General features: G+C 70.7%; 14 protein-coding genes. 8 read left to right on the top strand and 6 right to left on the bottom strand.

What is annotated here, in order from left to right; all coding sequences use genetic code 11:
• Window positions 1–4: 4 nt before the first annotated feature.
• Window positions 5–4,558 carry an ATP-dependent helicase gene (locus tag EGT67_RS03200; protein ID WP_127914766.1) on the bottom strand — a complete coding sequence of 1,518 codons (4,554 nt, stop codon included), beginning with the start codon at window positions 4,556–4,558 and terminating at the stop codon, window positions 5–7.
• Window positions 4,559–4,670: 112 nt separating this feature from the next.
• On the opposite strand from EGT67_RS03200, the gene EGT67_RS03195 reads away from it, so the two are divergent.
• Complete coding sequence (locus EGT67_RS03195) at window positions 4,671–6,008, top strand: anaerobic C4-dicarboxylate transporter (RefSeq protein ID WP_127914554.1); 1,338 nt, start codon at window positions 4,671–4,673, stop codon at window positions 6,006–6,008.
• A gap of 322 nt (window positions 6,009–6,330) precedes the next feature.
• Here EGT67_RS03195 and EGT67_RS03190 read toward each other — a convergent pair whose 3' ends face one another.
• The gene (locus tag EGT67_RS03190; protein ID WP_127914553.1) at window positions 6,331–7,425 is read right to left on the bottom strand and encodes an N-formylglutamate amidohydrolase; all 1,095 of its coding nucleotides are present in this window, start codon (window positions 7,423–7,425) and stop codon (window positions 6,331–6,333) included.
• Window positions 7,426–7,657: 232 nt separating this feature from the next.
• Between EGT67_RS03190 and EGT67_RS03185 the strand changes: the two genes are divergently transcribed.
• The gene (locus EGT67_RS03185; RefSeq protein WP_127914552.1) at window positions 7,658–8,257 is read left to right on the top strand and encodes a DUF8020 domain-containing protein; all 600 of its coding nucleotides are present in this window, start codon (window positions 7,658–7,660) and stop codon (window positions 8,255–8,257) included.
• A 19-nt stretch (window positions 8,258–8,276) separates the two neighbouring features.
• On the opposite strand, the gene EGT67_RS03180 is transcribed toward EGT67_RS03185, so the two are convergent.
• Window positions 8,277–8,906, bottom strand: coding sequence for a TetR/AcrR family transcriptional regulator (locus tag EGT67_RS03180; RefSeq protein ID WP_127914551.1), 630 nt, complete (start codon window positions 8,904–8,906; stop codon window positions 8,277–8,279).
• A 61-nt stretch (window positions 8,907–8,967) separates the two neighbouring features.
• Between EGT67_RS03180 and EGT67_RS03175 the strand changes: the two genes are divergently transcribed.
• Genes EGT67_RS03175 through EGT67_RS03165 form a run of 3 tightly spaced genes read left to right on the top strand, consistent with a single transcriptional unit; the run spans window position 8,968 to window position 12,217 of the window.
• Window positions 8,968–9,918, top strand: a complete 951-nt coding sequence (locus tag EGT67_RS03175) for a patatin-like phospholipase family protein (protein ID WP_127914550.1) — start codon at window positions 8,968–8,970, stop codon at window positions 9,916–9,918.
• Complete coding sequence (locus tag EGT67_RS03170; protein WP_127914549.1) at window positions 9,915–11,393, top strand: flavin-containing monooxygenase; 1,479 nt, start codon at window positions 9,915–9,917, stop codon at window positions 11,391–11,393. Before EGT67_RS03175 ends, EGT67_RS03170 begins: the two co-directional genes overlap by 4 nt.
• Window positions 11,390–12,217: an SDR family oxidoreductase gene (locus EGT67_RS03165; RefSeq protein ID WP_127914548.1), complete on the top strand. Its 828-nt coding sequence runs from the start codon at window positions 11,390–11,392 to the stop codon at window positions 12,215–12,217. The genes EGT67_RS03170 and EGT67_RS03165 overlap by 4 nt, the downstream gene beginning before the upstream one ends.
• A gap of 7 nt (window positions 12,218–12,224) precedes the next feature.
• On the opposite strand, the gene amaB is transcribed toward EGT67_RS03165, so the two are convergent.
• Both amaB and hglS read right to left on the bottom strand, forming a co-directional pair.
• Window positions 12,225–13,760 (bottom strand): L-piperidine-6-carboxylate dehydrogenase, encoded by a 1,536-nt coding sequence (amaB, locus tag EGT67_RS03160; protein ID WP_127914547.1) that lies wholly within the window; start codon window positions 13,758–13,760, stop codon window positions 12,225–12,227.
• Window positions 13,757–15,010, bottom strand: coding sequence for a 2-oxoadipate dioxygenase/decarboxylase (hglS, locus tag EGT67_RS03155; RefSeq protein ID WP_127914546.1), 1,254 nt, complete (start codon window positions 15,008–15,010; stop codon window positions 13,757–13,759). Before hglS ends, amaB begins: the two co-directional genes overlap by 4 nt.
• A gap of 65 nt (window positions 15,011–15,075) precedes the next feature.
• Between hglS and lat the strand changes: the two genes are divergently transcribed.
• The 3 genes from lat to EGT67_RS03140 all read left to right on the top strand — a co-directional run bounded on the left by lat (window position 15,076) and on the right by EGT67_RS03140 (window position 18,963).
• Complete coding sequence (lat, locus tag EGT67_RS03150; RefSeq protein WP_127914545.1) at window positions 15,076–16,416, top strand: L-lysine 6-transaminase; 1,341 nt, start codon at window positions 15,076–15,078, stop codon at window positions 16,414–16,416.
• Between the two features lie 109 nt (window positions 16,417–16,525).
• Window positions 16,526–18,076, top strand: coding sequence for an MBL fold metallo-hydrolase (locus EGT67_RS03145; RefSeq protein ID WP_127914544.1), 1,551 nt, complete (start codon window positions 16,526–16,528; stop codon window positions 18,074–18,076).
• Between the two features lie 83 nt (window positions 18,077–18,159).
• Window positions 18,160–18,963 (top strand): tyrosine-protein phosphatase, encoded by an 804-nt coding sequence (locus EGT67_RS03140; RefSeq protein WP_127914543.1) that lies wholly within the window; start codon window positions 18,160–18,162, stop codon window positions 18,961–18,963.
• Window positions 18,964–18,979: 16 nt separating this feature from the next.
• Here EGT67_RS03140 and EGT67_RS03135 read toward each other — a convergent pair whose 3' ends face one another.
• A complete protein-coding gene (locus EGT67_RS03135) occupies window positions 18,980–19,333 on the bottom strand; it encodes a VanZ family protein (protein WP_206612268.1) in 354 nt (117 codons plus the stop codon).
• Window positions 19,334–19,341 lie beyond the last annotated feature (8 nt).

The raw sequence follows: 19,341 nt of genomic DNA, 5'->3' as shown, positions 1-19,341 counted from the left end.
CGCGTCACGCCCGCAATCGGAAGCCGCGCGGCGTCGCAGAGAAGCCCACCTCGGTGAGCAACGGCGCGAAATCGTTGCCGTGGATCGTCGCCCCGTTCACCTTCTCGACGACGACCTTGTCGATGCCGCCGTGCTTGACGGTGGCGGCGAGGGATTCGGCCGCGGTGCGCAGGGCGCCGATGTCGTCGGTGAAGGTGAGCACGGTCCGCCCACCGCGTTCGACGAACAGCACCAGGTCGCCGTCGACGAGGACCACCAGGCCGCCCGCCTTGCGTCCCGGGCGATGTCTGGGCGCGTCATCACCGGCCATCGACGGTGGCCACGGCAGCGCGGCGCCGTACGGGTTCGCCGGGTCGCACGCCGCGAGCGTGACGGCGGGCGCCGCCGCGTGCCGGCCCTCGATCGAATCGCCGTACGTGCGGAGACGGTCGACCACGTCGGGGGTGGAGAACTGTGCACCGCCGAGGGTGTCGACGAAGTAGCCGCGCCGGCACCGTCCGCCGTCCTCGAAACCGGTGAGCACCTTGTACATCGACGCGAACCCGCCGGGGACTTCCTCGGCGACCACCGAACCGCGGGTGACGACGCCGTACCGCTCGAGCAGCAGGTCGGCGGTGGCGTGCGCGCGCAGCGTCGGATCCGGTTCGGGTTCGGGCAGCAGCGACCAGCGGCCGCCCGCGGTCGGCGGACCGGTGCGGGTGGGCAGGGCGGGCCGGGACAGTCGCCGGTAGGCGTGCGCGCGCGGTGCGCGGCGCGGGGTGCGGTGACTCGGGGTGGCGCGCGAGGTGTCCGACAGCAGCGCCCGCAGCGGGGCCAGGGTGTCGTTCCCGATGTACCCGGCCCACACCAGGTCCCACAGCGCGGAGGTCAGCGCGGGGTCGTCGACGCCGCGGGACGCGGCCATGCCCGCTGCGCCGAGCGTGTCGGACAGTTGCCGGAAGAAGTAGGCGCCGCCGCCGGCGAGGGTGTCGAGGACGCTGCGATGCACCTCGGTGAGATCGATATCGGCGGGCGTGGCCAGCGTCAGCGGCGACGACTCCGCCAGGTGCAGGCTCACCCAGCCGTCCTTGCCGGAGATCTGCCCCGCCCCGGACCACAGCACCTCACCGGTCGCGGTGAGTTCGTCGAGCATCGCGGGGGAGTAGTCGCGCACCCGGGAGCCGAGGATCAGCGACTCGAGCGCGGACGCGGGAACGGGAACGCCCGCAAGCTGTTCCACGACGGTCACGACGCCGTCGAGGCCGCGCAGTGAGCCGCCGACGTGCTGCCAGCTCGGCAGGAACCGGCCCAGCGTCGCGGTGCTGACCGGCTCGACCTCCTCGCGGGCCGCCGCCAGCGAGCGTCGGCGCAGGCGCCGCAGCACCTCGGCGTCGCACCACTCGCTGCCGGACGCGCCGGGCCGGAACTCGCCCTCCACGACGCGTTTCTCGTTCGCCAACCGCGCCAGTACGTCACGGGCGACGGCGGACCCGATGCCGAAGCGCTCCGCGGCCTCCGACACGGTGAACGGCCCGTGGGTGCGGGCGTACCGGCCGAGCAGGTCGCCGAGCGGATCGTCGACGGGTTCGATGAAGGCGGCCGGGGTGCCGATCGGCAACGGCACGCCCAGACCGTCCCGCAGACGGGCCGCATCCTCGATCGCGGTCCACCACTGGCGTCCGGCGAAGGAGACGTGCAGCGCGCGCCGGTGCGTGACGAGTTCGTCGAGCCACGGCCCCGGGTCCGACGTCGACCGGGCCGTGGCCTCCTCGGTGGTGAGCGGGCCCAGTAGGCGCAGCAGGTCGGCCATGCCTTCCATGTCCCTGGCGTTGCGGTCCGATTCCAACCGCTGCAGTTCCCGTTCGGCCTTCGCGATGACGTCGGCGTCGAGCAGTTCGCGCAACTCCACGCGGCCGAGCAGTTCCGCGAGCAGCGTCGAGTCGAGCGACAGTGCGGCGGCGCGCCGTTCGGCGAGCGGGCTGTCGCCCTCGTACATGAACGCGCCCACGTAGTCGAACAGCAGCGCGTTCGCGAACGGGGACGGGGTGGCGGTCTCGACCTCGACCATCCGGATCTGCCGGCGGGCGATGCGGCCGAACAGGTCCCGCAGCGCAGGCAGGTCGTAGACGTCCTGCAGACATTCGCGCACCGTCTCGAGCAGGATCGGGAACGTCGGGAACTTGCGCGCGACGTCCAGCAGTTGCGCGGAGCGCTGCCGCTGCTGCCACAGCGGGGCCCGCTTGCCGGGGGTGCGGCGCGGCAACAGCAGTGCGCGCGCGGCACATTCACGGAAGCGGGACGCGAACAGCGCCGAGCCGCCGACCTCGTCGGTGACGATGTCCTCGATCTCGTCGCGCTCGAACGCGAACAGTTCGGCGCCGGGCGGGGTGTCCTCGGTGTCGGGGAGGCGGACGATGATGCCGTCGTCGGATGCGGTGGGGGCGGCGTCCACACCGAACCGTTCCCGCAGGCGCGCCCCGATCGCGAGGGCCCACGGCGCGTGCACCCGCAGGCCGTACGGGGAGTGCAGGACCAGGCGCCAGTCCCCGAGTTCGTCGCGGAACCGCTCCACGACGAGGGTGCGGTCGGTGGGCACACGACCGGTGGCCTGCTGCTGGTCGTCGACGAGCGCCGCGAGGTTGGTGGTGGCGTTGGTGTCCAGTCCCACCGCGACGCAGCGGGCCGTCACCTCGTCCGGGGTGCTGGAGGACAACTCGCGTAGGAAGCCGCCGAGTGCCTCGCCGAGTTCGGCGGGACGACCGAGGCCGTCGCCGTGCCAGAACGGGAGCCGTCCGGGCAGGCCGTACGCGGGGCTGACGAGGACTCGGTCGAAGGTGATCTCCTCGATCCGCCAACTGGTGGCGCCGAGCGCGAACACGTCACCCACGCGGGACTCGTAGACCATCTCCTCGTCGAGTTCGCCGACCCGGGACTGCCGCTCGCCCACCATGTAGACGGCGAACAGGCCGCGGTCGGGGATGGCGCCGCCCGACGTCACGGCCAGGCGTTGCGAGCCGGGTCGGCCGGTGAGGGTGCCGCCGTCGCGGTCCCACACCAGGCGCGGGCGCAGTTCGGCGAACTCGTCGGACGGGTAGCGGCCCGCGAGCAGGTCGAGCGTCGACTCGTAGGCCGAGCGCGGCAGGGTCGCGAAGGATCCGCTGCGCCGGACCACGTCGAACCACTGTTCCACGTCGAGCGGTTCGAGCGCGGTGGCGGCGACGGTCTGCTGCGCCAGGATGTCGAGTGGATTTGCGGGGATCTCGAGCGCCTCGATCTTCCCGGAGGTCATGCGTTCGACGGTGACGGCGCAGTGGATCAGGTCGGTGCGGTGCTTGGGGAACAGCACGCCGCGGGAGATCTCGCCCACCTGGTGTCCGGCACGGCCGACGCGCTGCAGGCCGCTCGCCACCGACGGTGGCGCCTCCACCTGCACGACGAGATCGACTGCACCCATGTCGATTCCGAGCTCGAGGCTGCTGGTGGCGACGACGCAGCGCAGGCGCCCGGACTTGAGGTCGTCCTCGATGATCGCGCGCTGGTCCTTGCTGACCGAGCCGTGGTGGGCACGCGCCAGCAGCGGATCGGCGCCGTAGTTGACCTCGGTGGGCGCGCCGATCTGCGCGGGCGGCTTGCCCTGCTTCTCGACCACCCCGCCGAGCCGTTCGGCGTAGATCTCGTTGAGCCGCGCGGTGAGCTTCTCGGCGAGTCGGCGCGAGTTCGCGAACACGATCGACGAGCGGTGCTCGAGGATCAGATCCACGATTCGCTCCTCGACGTGCGGCCAGATGGACCCGGCCTGCGGGGTGGGGGAGGCCGAGTCCGGATCCGGTTCGGCGATCCCGAGTTCCGTCATGTCCTCGACCGGCACCCGCACCGTGAGATCGAACGTCTTGGCCGCCGGCGGTGCCACGATGCGGATCGGCGCCGAACCGGCGAGGAACCGGCCCACCTCCTCGTGCGGGCGCACGGTCGCCGACAGCCCGATCCGCTGCACCGGCCGCTCGCGCAGCATGTCGAGGCGTTCGAGCGACAGCGCCAGATGCGCGCCGCGCTTGGTGCCGGCGACCGCGTGCACCTCGTCGACGATCACCGTCTCCACCCCGGCGAGGGTCTCCCGGGCCGACGACGTCAGCATCAGGAACAGCGACTCGGGTGTGGTGATGAGGATGTCGGGTGGCGTCTTGATCAGCTTGCGGCGCTCGCCCGTGGGGGTGTCGCCGGAGCGGACGCCGACCCGGATCTCCGGCGGTGCGAATCCCAGACGTTTCGCGGTCTGGGTGATGCCGACCAGCGGGGCGCGCAGGTTGCGCTCGACGTCCACGCCCAGCGCCTTGAGCGGCGAGATGTAGAGGACCTTCGTCGTGCGCTTCTCGTCGGTCTCCGCAGCCGACGCCAGCCGATCCAGCGCCCACAGGAACGCCGACAGCGTCTTGCCGGACCCGGTGGGCGCGACGACGAGCGTGTGCGCGCCGCTCGCGATCGAGTCCCACGCGCCCAGTTGCGCCGCCGTCGGGGCGTCGAAGGCACCGTCGAACCACTCCCGGGTGGGCGCGGAGAAACGGGTGAGGACGGCGTCCATGCGGTCCATCTTGCCCGGACTCACCGACACGCACCGCTGCACGGCGTCACGCCCGCACCCGTAGTAGCTTCCAGATCAAACGATCGGTCTTGCTTCGGACGGGCGGGGTGTCATGGAGACAGTGAAGTTCGTGCTCGAACTCGCGGTGGTCCTCGGGGCGATCGTGATGGGCACCCGGTCCAGCGGTGTCGCCCTCGGTCTGTGGGGCGGCGCGGGCGTCGCGGTCCTCGTCTTCGTCTTCCGGGAAGACGTCGGCACCCCACCCGTCGACGCCCTGCTGATCGTGCTGTCGGTGGTGCTGGCGTCGTCGATGATGCAGGTGGCGGGCGGCATCGACTGGATGGTGACGATCGCGGCGCGGTTGATCTCGCGGCGACCGAAGCAGATCACGCTCATCGCGCCGCTGGTGTCGTTCCTGTTCTCGGTGGGTGCCGGGACGTCGAACATCCTGTACCCGCTGCTGCCGGTGATCTACGACCTCTCGTACCGCAACGGGGTGCGGCCGTCGCGCCCGCTCTCGTTGTCCGTGGTGGCGACCGGCGTCGCGCTCGCGTGCAGTCCTGTGTCGGCGGCGATGGCGGCCATGGTGACGCTCACCGACGTCGCGCCGTACAACTTCGAGTTGGTCGACATCCTCATGGTCACACTGCCCGCCGCGATCATCGGCATCGTGCTGTCGTCGTTCGTCGTCAACAAGCTCGGCAAGGAACTGCGGGACGATCCGGAGGTCCGGGCGAGGATCGAGTCGGGTGAGCTCGAGCCCGCCGGCGTGGGCGGCGCCGGTGCGGTCAAGCTCGAATCGACGGTCCAGGGTCGCAACGCCGCGCTGATCTTCCTCACCGGTGTCTTCGCGATCGTCGTGTTCGGCCTGTTCAAGGACATCCGCCCGGTCGGGGCCGACGGCAGCCCGCTGTCGATGACCCCGATCATCGAGATGATCATGTTCGTCGTCGGCACCGTGATCCTGCTGGTGTCGCGCCCGAACGTCACCGAGGTGCCCGCGTCGACCGTGTTCCGGGCCGGCATGGTGTCGGCGATCGCGCTGTTCGGCCTGGCCTGGCTCACCGACACCTTCATCAGCGCCCACAGCGAGACGATCACGAACACGGTCGGCGACTGGGTCGATGCCGCTCCGTGGATCTTCGCCCTCGGTGTCTTCCTGGTGTGCGTGCTCACCACCAGCCAGTCGACCGCGACCCGGACCATCGTGCCGATCGGTCTCGCCTCCGGCATCGCGCCGGCCGTCCTCAGCGGCATGTGGGCCGGGGCGTTCGCGGGCATTTACCTGTTGCCCACCAACGGATCCCAGATCGCCGCCGCGAACTTCGACCTGTCCGGCACCACCAAACTCGGCACCAAGCTCGTCGACCACTCGTTCTTCGTGCCGACCCTCGTCCTCGCGGTCACCACGATCGCGGCGGGTGCCGGGATCGGGGCGCTACTGAGCTGACAACCCGTCGGACGAATCACGACGGCGCCGCACCGCGTCCGTAACGTCCGCGGTCGATTCGGCGACGTGCCTGGCAGTGCACACCGACACGACACGAGGGGTGGGAAATGGGTTCGGTCAATTCAGGTTCGACGGACATCATGCGTTGGCTGCAGGAGGGTGCCGGTGCCGGCGACCCGATCAGGGGACCGCTCTACGTCGTGGCCTTCGTCGTGGGCGGCCTGCTCAGCGTGCTGAGCGGCGGCGGCATCATCTGACCGCGGTCGTCCACGGGTGATACAGACGGTGCCGCGGTCGAGAGCGACCGCGGCACCGTCGTCCGTCAGCGGTCCCGGTACGCGTCCCAACTCGCCTTGCAGGCGTGGGCGAGGCGGTCGATTCGATCCGGATCCGCCGCCGGCCAGTCGACACCCGGCGCCATGAGTTCGGTCGTCGCGGCCTCGCCGAGGAGGAACTCGCGGCGGAACTCCGCCTGCACCGCACTGAGCGCGACACCGGCGGCCTCCGCTCGGGGGCGGAGCGCGGCGAAACGGGCTCCCGCGGTGATGATCTCCTGACTGCCGAGGTACGGCTGATTGAGCAGCACGGCCTCGGGGTTCGCCGTGAAGCCCGCGAACCCCTTCCGGTGGGCGTCGGCGAGTGCACGAATGCGGTCCGGGTCCATCGTGACCGGATCGTCCCCTCGCGGATCACCGTGGTGGTCCCCGCGATTCGAGAGCGCGACGACGTCCGGCAGCAGATCGGCCGCGGGGCGCGGCACGCTCACGGCGCCGTCGCGTCGGGTCGTGTGGTTCATCGTGTCGTGGAACGACAGCGTCGCGAAGTCGGTGCCGCGTTCGAGCGCCAGTGCCGCCATCCGGTCGACCAGGCCGTCCCGCGTACGTTCGTAGACGCCGAGACCGCGCTCGGCCACCTCGGTGAAGGTGTCGGCGAGTCGCTTCCAGCCGACGTCGTCGGTGGGCTCGAGCAGCAGCGGGTAGAAGGAGAACGTGACCGGGCGGACCGCGTCGACGCCGGTGAGGTCGGCCTTGTTGCCGCGTCCGGCCTCTCGCACACGGGCGAAGGCCTCCCGCAGCGTCGCCTCGAGATCGGCCGGACGGGCCCGGTTGGGATCGCGGATCATCCGCGGATGCGGGTTCTCCACGTACACGATCCGCGGGTCGATCTCGGCCCAGCGCCGCACGATCGGCCCGGTGGACATATCGGTGAAATCGAACTGCAGGCGCCGGGTGAACTCGGGTGCGAGGAACGGTGCCAACTCCTCGGGGATCGCGAAGCCCGAATGCGGGCAGCTCACCAGGAGATCCGCGTCGGCGACGGCCTGGTCGAGCGTTCGGTTGTCGCGGTCGGCGTAGAACGTCAGGTCGTCGGAGGTGAATTCCGTTCCGGCAGCGAGGAAAAGCGGGTCGCCAGTCATGGCTCGACGATAGCGGTTCGGGATGTGCTGGCGCGGTAAGGAAATGCGGTCGAATCGGACATCGCCGAACGCTGACCGGCGGACGACGTCCCGCGTCGTCGAAACGCTCGAGATTCGATATCGAATCCCTGTTAGGCCGTACAGACCGGCCTCCACTTCACTAGTCTAGTGGATGTTCCGGACGGTCTTTGACCAGGTCGGGGCCGTCTTCCTGCAAGGATGGGAGCTCCCCGTGAAACTCCACAAGACTGCGGCCGTATCCGTGCTGGCAATCGCGGCGCTGGGCGTCGCCAGCGGTACCGCGTACGCGGAACCCGGCGCACCGCCGACCCCCGGACCGATCAGCTACCAGACCCAGATCGGTCCGAACGGAACATCGCTCGAGACCGTCCTCGACGCGGGCACCTTCCGCGTCGCCGGCAACGCGGTCGACGTCGTCGACCCCACGGGAGCCACGGTCGGCACTATCCCGCTGACCTACCAGGTGGCCGGAACCACCGTGCCGCTCGTGCCGTCGATCGACGGCGGCAGGCTCGCCCTCACCCCGGAGATCCCGGCGCAGGGAGTCGGTGCACTGCACAACGTGGACGCCCGACAGGACGCCTACGACAACATGGTCCGTCAGATCGAGCAGGGTTGGTTCAACGGCGGTGCCATGAACGCACAGATCGGCGCCGGTGTCGGTGCGGTCGTCGGATGCGTGCTGTTCCTGTTCGTCGGCTGCATTCCGGGTGCGGCGATCGGTGGCGTCATCGGCGCAGCCACGGGGATCACGAACAACAATCCCGCGGTTCAGCCGGCCATCTTCGATTTCATCGCGACCCTCAACTGAACCCGCCTCTCGGGGCGAGTCACCGGGATCCTGCCTCCGTGTCGGGGAGAGGCGGGCTCTGGCCGAGCAGCGCGCGCAGGTTGTCGGTGACGATCCGCGCCGAGATGGTGGGATCGATCGCACGCTGGATGCCCAGTCCCACACCGAGACTGAGAATGCTGCGGGCGGCGTCCTCCGGCGGGATCGGCAGCCGGGCCCCCGTCGTGGCCGTCAGTGAGTTCAGCAGCGCCAGAACCATTCCGTGGGCCATCGCCAGGGTCGAGGCCAGCGCGGTCCGGACCTCGGGATCGTTCCGGGATGCCGCGATGAACTCGAACTCGAGCATCGTCCAGCCGACGTCGCCGAGGGTTCGTTCCGCCCAGTCCTGGAAGCGCACCAGCGTCGCGTCGAGATCCGGGGTCTCGTCCAACGCCAGCAGGGTCGCGACCTCCTCGAACTTGGACGAGTGGATCAGGTCCAGGACCTCGAGACACAACTCCTTCTTGCCGCGGAAGTTGGAGTAGACCGCGCCCTTCGAGTAGCCCGCGGCCTCGGCCACCTTCTCCAGGGACGTCGCGGCGTAGCCGTCGGCGAGGAACAGGTCGCGGGCGGTCGCGAGCAACTCCGCCCGGGTGCGGGCCTGGCTCTCCGATCGAGTCAAACGTGGCATCCGGTCATTCTCTCCGAAATCTGGGGTACCGACGGTATCCGAATTCTGTTAGCTTCTGAGTATGACGTCGAGTGACACACATCTCAGTCGCGGTGTGGTGATCGGATGCGGGGGAACGCTCGGGGCGGCGTGGACCGTCGCGGCGCTGGTGGCGGTGCGCGACGCGCTCGGGTGGGACCCGCGCGGCGCCGACGTCCTGGTCGGCACGTCCGCGGGCGCCGAGTTGGTGACGATGCTCGGCGGCGGCATCGGCGTCGACGAGATCCTCGCGATGCAGCTGGGGGAGCCGACGCACCCGGTGCTGTCCGGGCACCTGGCCGGCGCGCCGGGCCGGTTCCCGCCGCTGCCGCGCCCGCGCATCGGCTCGCCCGGACTGCCGCGCCGGGGCCTGCCTGCCGTGACGGGGCTGAGCGGGCTGCTCCCCGAGGGCGGCGGTGACGCGAGCTGGCTGGACCGGCTGGCCGCCGGGGTCGCGGACGCTCGCGGCTGGGTGCCGCACCCCGAGACCTGGTTGATTGCAATGGACTACGCCACCGGCGAGCGGGTGGCATTCGGCGCGCAGGGGGCGCCGAACGCGACGCTCTCGCAGGCGCTGCGGGCGTCGTGGGCGATACCCGGTTGGATGCCGCCCGTGGAGATCGACGGCCGACGGTTCGTCGACGGCGGCGCGGCGTCCACCGCCTCCGCGGACCTGCTCGCGGGGCGCGGACTCGACGAGGTGATCGTCCTGGCGCCCATGGCCTCCCGCGGCCGGGTCCCGGGCCGCGGTCCCGCGATACTCGAACGGATGATCCTGCGGAACTGGATGAGCACCGGACTCGACGCCGAGATCGCGGCGCTCGAGGCGTCGGGCACGCGGGTGATCCGGATCGACGCGACCGCCGACGACCTCGCGGTGATGGGCCCGAACTTCATGGACGACCGCCGCCGTCTCGCGACCCTCGAGCACGCGCTGCGCAGCACCCGGGCCGCGGCCGAACGCGCCCTGACCACGACAGGAGACCACGCATGAGCCGTCATCACGAGGTGATCGTCGTCGGCGCCGGCATCTCGGGCATCGGGGCCGTGATCCGGCTGCAGCAGATGGGGATCACCGACGTCGTCGTCCTCGAGAAGGGCGAGGCGCTGGGCGGAACGTGGCGCGACAACACCTATCCCGGGTGCGCGTGCGACGTGCCGTCGGCGCTGTACTCGTACTCGTTCGCACCCAACGGCGGCTGGAGTCGACTGTTCGCGGGCCAGAACGAGATTCGCGAGTACATCGAGCGGACCGCGGGCGCGCATCGGGTCCACGAGAGGGTCCGGTTCGGCACCGAACTGCTGCGCGCGCAGTGGGACGAGGCGACCCGGCGGTGGACGTTGGAGACCTCGAACGGCGCGTTCACTGCGAACGCCGTGATCGCGGCGGCCGGGCCGTGGAACCAACCGTTGATCCCCGACATCCCCGGACTCGACGGCTTCACCGGCGAGGTGTTCCACTCGTCGCGCTGGAACCACGACTACGACCTCACCGGCAAGCGTGTCGCCGTCGTCGGAACCGGGGCGTCGGCGGTGCAGTTCGTGCCGGAGATCGCCCCGCGCGTGGGCCGACTGGACCTGTACCAGCGGACCGCGCAGTGGGTGCTGCCCAAGCCCGACACCGCGCTGCCCGGCGCCGTCCGCTCCGTGCTCGGTGCCGTCCCGGGGGCGCTGAAGGCGTTGCGGCGCATCGAGTACGGGATCATGGAGGCGCTCGGCGTGGGCTTCCGCAACCCGTGGATCCTGCGGGTGATCCAGCAGATCGGCCGCATCCAGTTGCTTGCCCAGGTGCGCGACCCGGAACTGCGCTCGGCGCTCACGCCGGACTACACGCTCGGCTGCAAACGCCTGCTCATGTCGAACACGTACTACCCGGCGCTGGGTCTTCCCAACGTCGAGGTGCACGACAACGCGGTGCAGTCGGTGCGCGGCAACGTCGTCGTCGGTGCCGACGGCGTGGAACGCGAGGTGGACGCCATCATCTTCGGCACCGGCTTCCACATCCTCGACATGCCGATCGCCGGGCGGGTGTTCGACGGGCAGGGCCGCAGCCTCGACGACCACTGGAAGGGCAGCCCGCAGGCGTACCTCGGCACCACCGTGGCGGGGTTCCCCAACGCCTTCGTGCTGCTCGGACCGGCGCTCGGCACCGGGCACACGTCCGCGTTCATGATCCTCGAGGCGCAACTGGACTACCTGACGGCCGCGATCGCCGCAGCCCGGTCGGCGGGATGGACCCGAATGGAGCCCCGCCCCGAGGTGCAGGCCGCGTTCAACGCCGAGGTGCAGCAGGCCCTCGCCACCACCGTCTACAACGCCGGCGGCTGCCAGAGCTACTTCCTGGACGTCAACGGCCGCAACAGCTTCAACTGGCCGTGGTCGACCGGACGGATGCGGGAGCGGCTGCGGCACTTCGACGAAGCGGCGTACCTGACGTCGACGGGCACGGGGGAGAGGGTGACATCGTGACGCGGTATCCCGAGATCGCGCTCGCCGGGGCGCGGGTGCTCGTGACCGGCGCCGGACGGGGCATCGGCCGGGCCACCGCGCAGGCGTTCGCCGCCCGCGGCGCGACCGTCGCTCTCGCCGACATCGACCGGGCCGCGGTGACGGACGCCGCCGCGGGTGTGGGGACCGCGCACGTGCTCGACGTGCGGTCCCGTCCGTCGTGGGACGCGTGCGTCGCCGAGGTCGGGCCGATCGACATCCTCGTCAACAACGCCGGCGTCATGCCGGTCGGCGGCTTCCTCGACGAGTCGGACGCGACCGGCGCGATGACGCTCGACGTCAACGTGTGGGGCCCGATCCGCGGGATGCGGGCGGTGGTGCCGGGCATGATCGACCGCGGGCGCGGTCACGTCGTGAACGTCGCGTCGCTGGCCGGGAAGATCGCCATTCCCGGGCTCGCCGTCTACAACGCGAGCAAGTATGCGGCCGTGGGACTTTCGGCCGCGGCCCGGCTGGAGTTCGCCGACCACGGCGTGAGCGTGTCGACGGTCCTGCCGAGCGCGGTGCGCACCACGCTCACGTCGGGCATCCCGCTCGGGAAGGGGCTGCCCACCGTGGATCCGGCGGACATCGCCGACGCCGTCGTGCGCACCGTCCGCACCCGGCGCGCCGAGACCCCGGTGCCCGGCTACCTCGCGGCCCTCGACGTCGGACTCGCGGTGGCGCCCGAGCCGCTGGTGCGGCTGATCCGACGGGTCGTCGGCGGCGGGCGCGCGCTGACGAGCGTCGACCCCACGGCGCGGGCCGACTACGACGAGCGGTTGCGGCGCACCGAGGGGGCCTGACCTCCGGTCAGGACGGCCCGAACTCCACCCCCTGCGCGAGGGGGAGTTCGTCCGAGTAGTTGACCGTGTTGGTGGCGCGGCGCATGTACGCCTTCCAGGCGTCCGAACCGGATTCGCGTCCGCCGCCGGTCTCCTTCTCGCCGCCGAACGCGCCGCCGATCTCCGCGCCGGAGGTGCCGATGTTGACGTTCGCGATGCCGCAGTCGGAGCCGTCGGCGGCGAGGAACCGCTCGGCCTCGCGCTGGTCGGTGGTGAAGATCGCCGACGACAGCCCCTGCGGGACACCGTTGTGCAGGGCGATCGCCTCGTCGAACGTGTCGTAGGCGAGCACGTAGAGGATCGGTGCGAACGTCTCGGCCCGCACGATCGCCGTCTGCGACGGCATCCGCACGATCGCGGGCCTGACGTAGAACGACGACCCCGAGCCGACCCGGTCGCCGCCGGTCACCACCGCACCGCCGTCGGCGCGCGCGGTGTCGAGGGCGGCGTGCATCGCGTGATAGGCGGCGCCGGCGATCAACGGGCCCACCAGGACGCCGTCGTCGAACGGGTTGCCCACCGTCAGCTGCCGGTAGGCGTCGGCGATCCGGTCGGTCACGTCGTCGACGATCGAGCGGTGGACGATCAGGCGCCGCAGCGTCGTGCACCGCTGTCCCGCGGTACCGGCCGCCGCGAACACCACCGCGCGCACGGTGAGATCCAGATCCGCCGACGGGGTCACCACCGCGGCGTTGTTGCCGCCCAGCTCGAGCAGGCACCGACCGAAGCGGGCCGCGACCCGTGGCGCCACCGCCCGGCCCATCCGCACCGAACCGGTCGCGCTCACCAGCGCGACCCGGGGGTCGTCCACGAGCTGCTCGCCGACGACCGCGGTCCCGAGCACCACGTGGTGCAACCCGGCGGGGGCGCCGGACTCGGCGGCGGCCCGGCGCAGCAGCGCGTCGCACGCCATCGCGGTGAGCGGGGTGGTCTCCGACGGCTTCCACACCACCGGATCGCCGCACACCAGCGCCAGCGCGGTGTTCCACGACCACACCGCCACCGGGAAGTTGAACGCCGAGATCACCGCCACCACCCCGAGCGGATGCCACGACTCCGAGAGTCGGTGTCCGGGCCGCTCCGACGCCATCGTGCGGCCGTACAGCTGCCGCGACAGGCCCACCGCGAACTCGCAGATGTCGATCATCTCCTGCACCTCGCCGAGGGCCTCGGAGCGGATCTTGCCCGCCTCGAGCGTCACCAGGTCGGCCAGATCCGACTTGTGCTCCGCGAGCAGTTCCCCGAGCCGGCGGACCACCGCGCCGCGCCGGGGTGCGGGCACCGCGCGCCAGGCGGCGAACGCGTCGTGGGCGCGTCCGACCGCCGCGTCGATACCGGCGGACGTGCTGGGGTGCAGGAACGCCAGCACCGAGCCGTCGATCGGGGTCCGCGCCGTCAGCGGGGCCGGACCGGCATCGCCGACGATCTCGGGAAGTGTTGCGCCGCAACGGTCGAGGGCGGCCATCGCGCGTCCCGCCAGCGTGCCCGTGCCGGGAAGTGTCATGATCCGTCTCCTCCTGAGCGCTCCTGCTGCCGCCCGTACAACTCGTACGGGTCGTGCACCTCGCGTCCGATCACGTCGGCCAGGGTGCCGAGGTCGTACACCGTCCCCGCCTCGCCGGCCGCGGCCGTGGTGTCGGCGTCCAGATTCGACCGGAAGATGCCCGCCGCGGACTTCGGCAGGAAGTCCTCGTAGACGATCGGCTCGCGCACCCCGCCGTGGTAGGTGAAGTACGCCATGGCCCGTTTCTCGAGCTCGTCCTCGGACGTCGGGAACCGCTTGTCCCACAGCCCGTCCGCGTTCGACGGATCGCTGCCCTGCAGCTCGTCGTACAGCGCGCGCCCGGACGGCGTGAGCGCGACGCCGCGCGCCTCCACCTCCCCGAACCGCACCCGCAGCTCGCCGTCGGTGATCGACCCGTCCGGCTCGACGAAACTGCGCGGCTCGGCCAGCGCCCGGAACGACGTCTGCCGCAGCAGCACCGCCGGACCCGTCCAGCGCGGCGGGCCCTGGATCCGGTCGATCATCGCGATCCCGCGCGCCGACATCCGCGCGTACAGGTCGTCGATGTCGAGCACCCGCGGGGTCAGGTGGTTGATGTGCGTGCTCGACACCCCGCCGATGTCCGCGGCCACCGCCGACACCGCCTCCAGTTCCCGGTACCACGCGCGGTCGACCGGCTCGCCGGACAGCTCGAACACCGCCGTCGCGAGCGAGACGAAACGCTCGGCCTGCGCCTCGTCGAGACCGCCGTCGTCCGCCGAGCGCCGGGCCAGGGCGAGCAGCACGTCGGGGAACAGGCGGCGCCGGTGCAGGAACGACTCGAGCCGCTGCTGCAGATCGGCGTCGAAGAAGCGGCGGTCCGCGGTCGTGAGCATCGAGGTGAACACCCGGAACGGGTTGCGGGCCAGCTCGTCGGGATCGATCGGGCGGAAGGCCGTCGACACCACCGGCACCGGCGGGGTGGCCTCGCGCAGGTCGTAGAAGCCGACCGGGTACATCCCGAAACCGGCGAACAGCACCGCCACGTCGTGCATCTCCGACGGCGTGCCCACCCGGATCGCGCCGTGCCGTTCCGCGGTCACCCGGGCGATGCTGCCGAGCCGCTGCGCCGTGTCCGGATTCGCCGCCAGGAAGTCCGCATTGACCTGTTCGGTGACCTCCACCAGCGTCGTGTAGGCGGGCACCTCGCGGCCGTACATGCGAGACAGCGCCGCAGCGAATCTCGACCGTAGCTCGTGGATTTCGGCCATCGCCCCTCGATCGTACGAGCCTCGATGCCCACACGTGGGCCGGAATGCTGACGTAGCCTTTGGACATGAGCACCGCGGTCCGCCCCGCGGCCGGTGACTCGGACCTCCCGGCCGGGCGCGTGCACGACGTCCTGAGAGCACACATGCTCACGGACGGGTTCGACCTCGTCCTCGACCTCGAGACCTCCAGCGGCGCCCACGTCGTCGACCTGCGCGACGGCACCACGTACCTCGACATGTTCGGTTTCTTCGCGTCGTCGGCGCTCGGCATGAACCACCCGGCCCTCGCCGACGACGGCCCGTTCCGCCACGAACTCGCGATCGCCGCGATCAACAAGCCGAGCAACTCGGACGTCTACACCGTGCCGATGGCCCGGTTCGTCGACACGTTCGCCCGCGTGCTCGGCGACCCCGCGCTGCCGCACCTGTTCTTCGTCGACGGCGGCACGCTCGCCGTCGAGAACGCGCTCAAGGTGGCGTTCGACTGGAAGAGCCGGCGCAACGAAGCGGCGGGGCGCGATCCGGCGCTCGGCACCCGCGTGCTGCACCTGACCGAGGCGTTCCACGGCCGCAGCGGCTACACCCTCTCGCTCACCAACACCGACCCCACCAAGATCGCCCGGTTCCCCAAGTTCGAGTGGCCGCGGATCGACGCGCCGTACCTCGCCGACGGGCGGGACGTGGAACAGGCCGAGGACCGCGCCCTCACGCAGGCCCGTCGCGCGTTCGCCGAACACCCGCACGACATCGCGTGCTTCATCGCCGAGCCGATCCAGGGGGAGGGCGGCGACCACCACTTCCGGCCCGAGTTCTTCGGCCGCATGCACGAGCTGTGTGTCGCGCACGACGCCCTGCTGATCTTCGACGAGGTCCAGACCGGCTGCGGGCTCACCGGCACCGCGTGGGCGTACCAGCAGCTGGGCGTCACCCCCGACGTCGTCGCGTTCGGCAAGAAGACCCAGGTGTGCGGGATCATGGCCGGCGGCCGCGTCGACGAGGTCCACGACAACGTCTTCGCGGTCAGCTCGCGGATCAACTCGACGTGGGGCGGCAACCTCACCGACATGGTCCGCGCCCGGCGCATCCTCGAGGTCATCGAGGAGGACCGGTTGATCGACCGCGCCCGCCTGTGCGGGGCGCACCTACTCGGTCGACTCGAGGAACTCGCGGCCACCCACGAGGCCGCCACCGAGCCGCGCGGCCGCGGGCTGATGTGCGGGCTCACCCTGCCGACGCCGGAGTTCCGGGACCGGGTGGTGACCGACCTGCGGGAGCACGAACACGTGCTGTTCCTGGCGACCGGTCATCGTGGAATCCGATTCCGGCCACCGCTGACGGTCACCATCGCCGAACTCGACGGGGCCGTCGACGCGCTCGACCGGGTGCTCGCCTCGGCGCGGCCGTAGGGGATTAGGTCCCCGATAACTGGTGTTCCGGCCCACATCCGTGGTGCGCCGGGTGGGTGCGGGGTCCGGTCTCGTTACGATTGTCGAGGTCTATCGAGGAGGCAGACGAGTGCAGATCACCAGCGTCGGACACGCCGGATTCCACATCCAGACCGAAGCGGGGTCGATTCTCTGCGACCCGTGGGTGAACCCCGCATACTTCGCGTCGTGGTTCCCCTTCCCGGACAACACCGGACTCGACTGGGACGCGCTCGGCAACGTCGACTACCTGTACGTCTCGCACCTGCACAAGGATCACTTCGATCCGGAGACGCTCGCCGAGCACGTCAACAAGGACGCGACCGTGCTGCTGCCGGACTACCCGGTGCCGGATCTCGAGCGCGAACTCCGCAAGCTCGGGTTCACCAAGTTCTTCGAGACGCAGGACTCCGTCAAGCACACGGTGTCCGGCCCCAAGGGCGACCTGGACGTCATGATCGTCGCGCTGCGGGCGCCCGCCGACGGCCCGATCGGCGACTCCGGCCTGGTCGTCTCCGACGGCGAGACCGTGTGCTTCAACATGAACGACGCCCGCCCGGTCGACATGGACCCGATGCTCGAGGCGTTCGGCAAGATCGACATCCACCTGCTGCAGTACTCGGGCGCCATCTGGTACCCGATGGTCTACGACATCCCGGCCGGCACCAAGCGCAACTTCGGCAAGCAGAAGCGCCAGCGCGGCATGGACCGCTGCCGCAGCTACATCGAGCAGGTGGGCGCGACGTGGGTCGTGCCGTCCGCCGGCCCGCCGGTGTTCCTCGACGACGCGCTGCGGGACCTGAACGACGATCACGGCGACGAGGGCAACATCTTCCCCGACCAGATCGTGTTCCTCGAGCAGATGCGGATCCACGGCAACGACGGCGGCCTGCTGATGATCCCCGGCTCGACGGTGGACATCCACGGCGAGAAGGCGACGCTCGCGCACCCGATCCCGGACGCCGACGTCGAGAAGATCTTCTCCGACAAGGCCGCCTACATCGAGGACATGGCACAGCGGATGGCGCCGGTCATCGCGGCCGAGAAGGCCGCGTGGGCGCCCGCCGAGGGCGAACCGCTGCTCGCCCCGCTCAAGGCCAAGTTCGAGCCGATCATGGCGCAGTCCGACCTGATCTGCGACGGCATCGGCTACCCGGTCGGCCTCGTCATGGGTGACGAGACCGTCGTCCTCGACTTCCCGAACCGCGTCGTCCGCGAGCCGCAGGAGGGCGACGGCAAGTACCGGTACGGCTTCCGCATCGCACCCGAACTGGTGCGCACCGTCCTCCGCGACGACGAGCCGGACTGGGTCAACACGATCTTCCTGTCCACCCGCTTCGAGGCGTGGCGCGTCGGCGGCTACAACGAGTTCCTCTACACCTTCTTCAAGTGCCTCACCGACGAGCGCATCGCGTACGCCGACGGCTGGTTCGCCGAGGCCCACGACGACAGCGCCTCGATCGAGGTGGGCGGCTACGAGATCCAGCGGCGCTGCCCGCACCTCAAGGCCGACCTGAGCAAGTTCGGCGTCGTCGACGGCGCCAACCTCACGTGCAACCTGCACGGCTGGCAGTGGGACCTCGAGACCGGGCGCTGCAAGACGTCCAAGGGCCACGAACTGCGGTCGAAGAAGCTGGGCTGAGCAGGCCCGCCCCGGCGACACCAACCCGGCCGTCGAAGCACCGAATGGGTGCCTCGGCGGCCGGGTTCGTCTAATTTGGGCAGATGACCACTGCGCCTGGCACGAGCATCCCGATCCTGTCCGTCCCGAACCTGCGCGAGATCGGTGGCTACCGCACCCGCGACGGCGCGACGGTCCGCTTCGGCCGCTTCTACCGGTCGACCGATCTGAGCAAGGTCACCGTGGACGACGCCCACCGGCTCGCCGAACTGGGTCTCGTGACGGTGTTCGACCTCCGGACCGTGTCCGAGCGCGACGCCGCCCCCGACCGGGCGCCGGCGTCGGCGCGCGAGGTCCCGCTCGACGTGCTGGCCGACAAGGTGCGCGGCTCGATGGCCGCCCAGCTGCAGTCCGTGCTGGACGACCCGTCGATCCTCCAGAAGTTCCTCGGCGACCAGCACGCGATGGACTCGTTCCTGCAGACCTATCGCGACCTGATCACGCTGCCGAGCGCGCTCACGTCCTACCGCGGGATGTTCACCGACCTCGCGGCGCCGGACGCCCTGCCGGCCCTCGTGCACTGCACCACCGGTAAGGACCGCACCGGCTGGGCCACGGCGTCGTTGCTCCTCCTGCTGGGCGTCGACGAAGACGACGTGTTCCACGACTACCTGCTCACCAACGAACAGCTGCTGCCGACGTTCAAGCAGGTTTTCGACAAGTTCGCCGCCGGCGGTGGCGATCCCACGTTGCTCGAACTGGTGCTCGGGGTCCGCCCCGAATACCTTCAGACCGCGCTGGCGCAGATGCGGGAGAGCTTCGGCTCGATCGAGGGCTACTTCGCCGACGGCCTCGGCATCGACGCCGCCGGTCAGGACGCGATCCGCGGCCACCTGCTCGAAGGCTGACCGTCGGGGCGGGTGCTCAGACGGGAATTCGCAGCGGCCGGGCGAGTACCCGCGCCAGCACCAGCCCGACGACGATGCCGACGGCGTCGGCCGCCGCATCCCAGATCGAACAGCTCCGCTGGATCGGTAGCGCGCCCTGCAGCACCTCCGACACCGCCGCGAACGCCAGCAGCCACGCGGCGGTCCACGCGGCCCCGATACGGGCGTAGCGGGACGTCACGGCGAGCGCGGCGAACATCAGCGCGTGGGTGACCTTGTCGCTGTTCTCCGGCCCGCTCGGAACGGTGGATCCGGGGGAGAACAGCATCACGAGCACGACGACCGTCGCGATCGCGAGCGGCACGTGACGCCTGTCGAGCCTGTCGAGCACGGTGCCGC

Source organism: Prescottella agglutinans (genome assembly GCF_004011865.1).
GTDB lineage: Bacteria > Actinomycetota > Actinomycetes > Mycobacteriales > Mycobacteriaceae > Prescottella > Prescottella agglutinans.
This window is presented reverse-complemented; position numbering and strand designations above follow the sequence as displayed.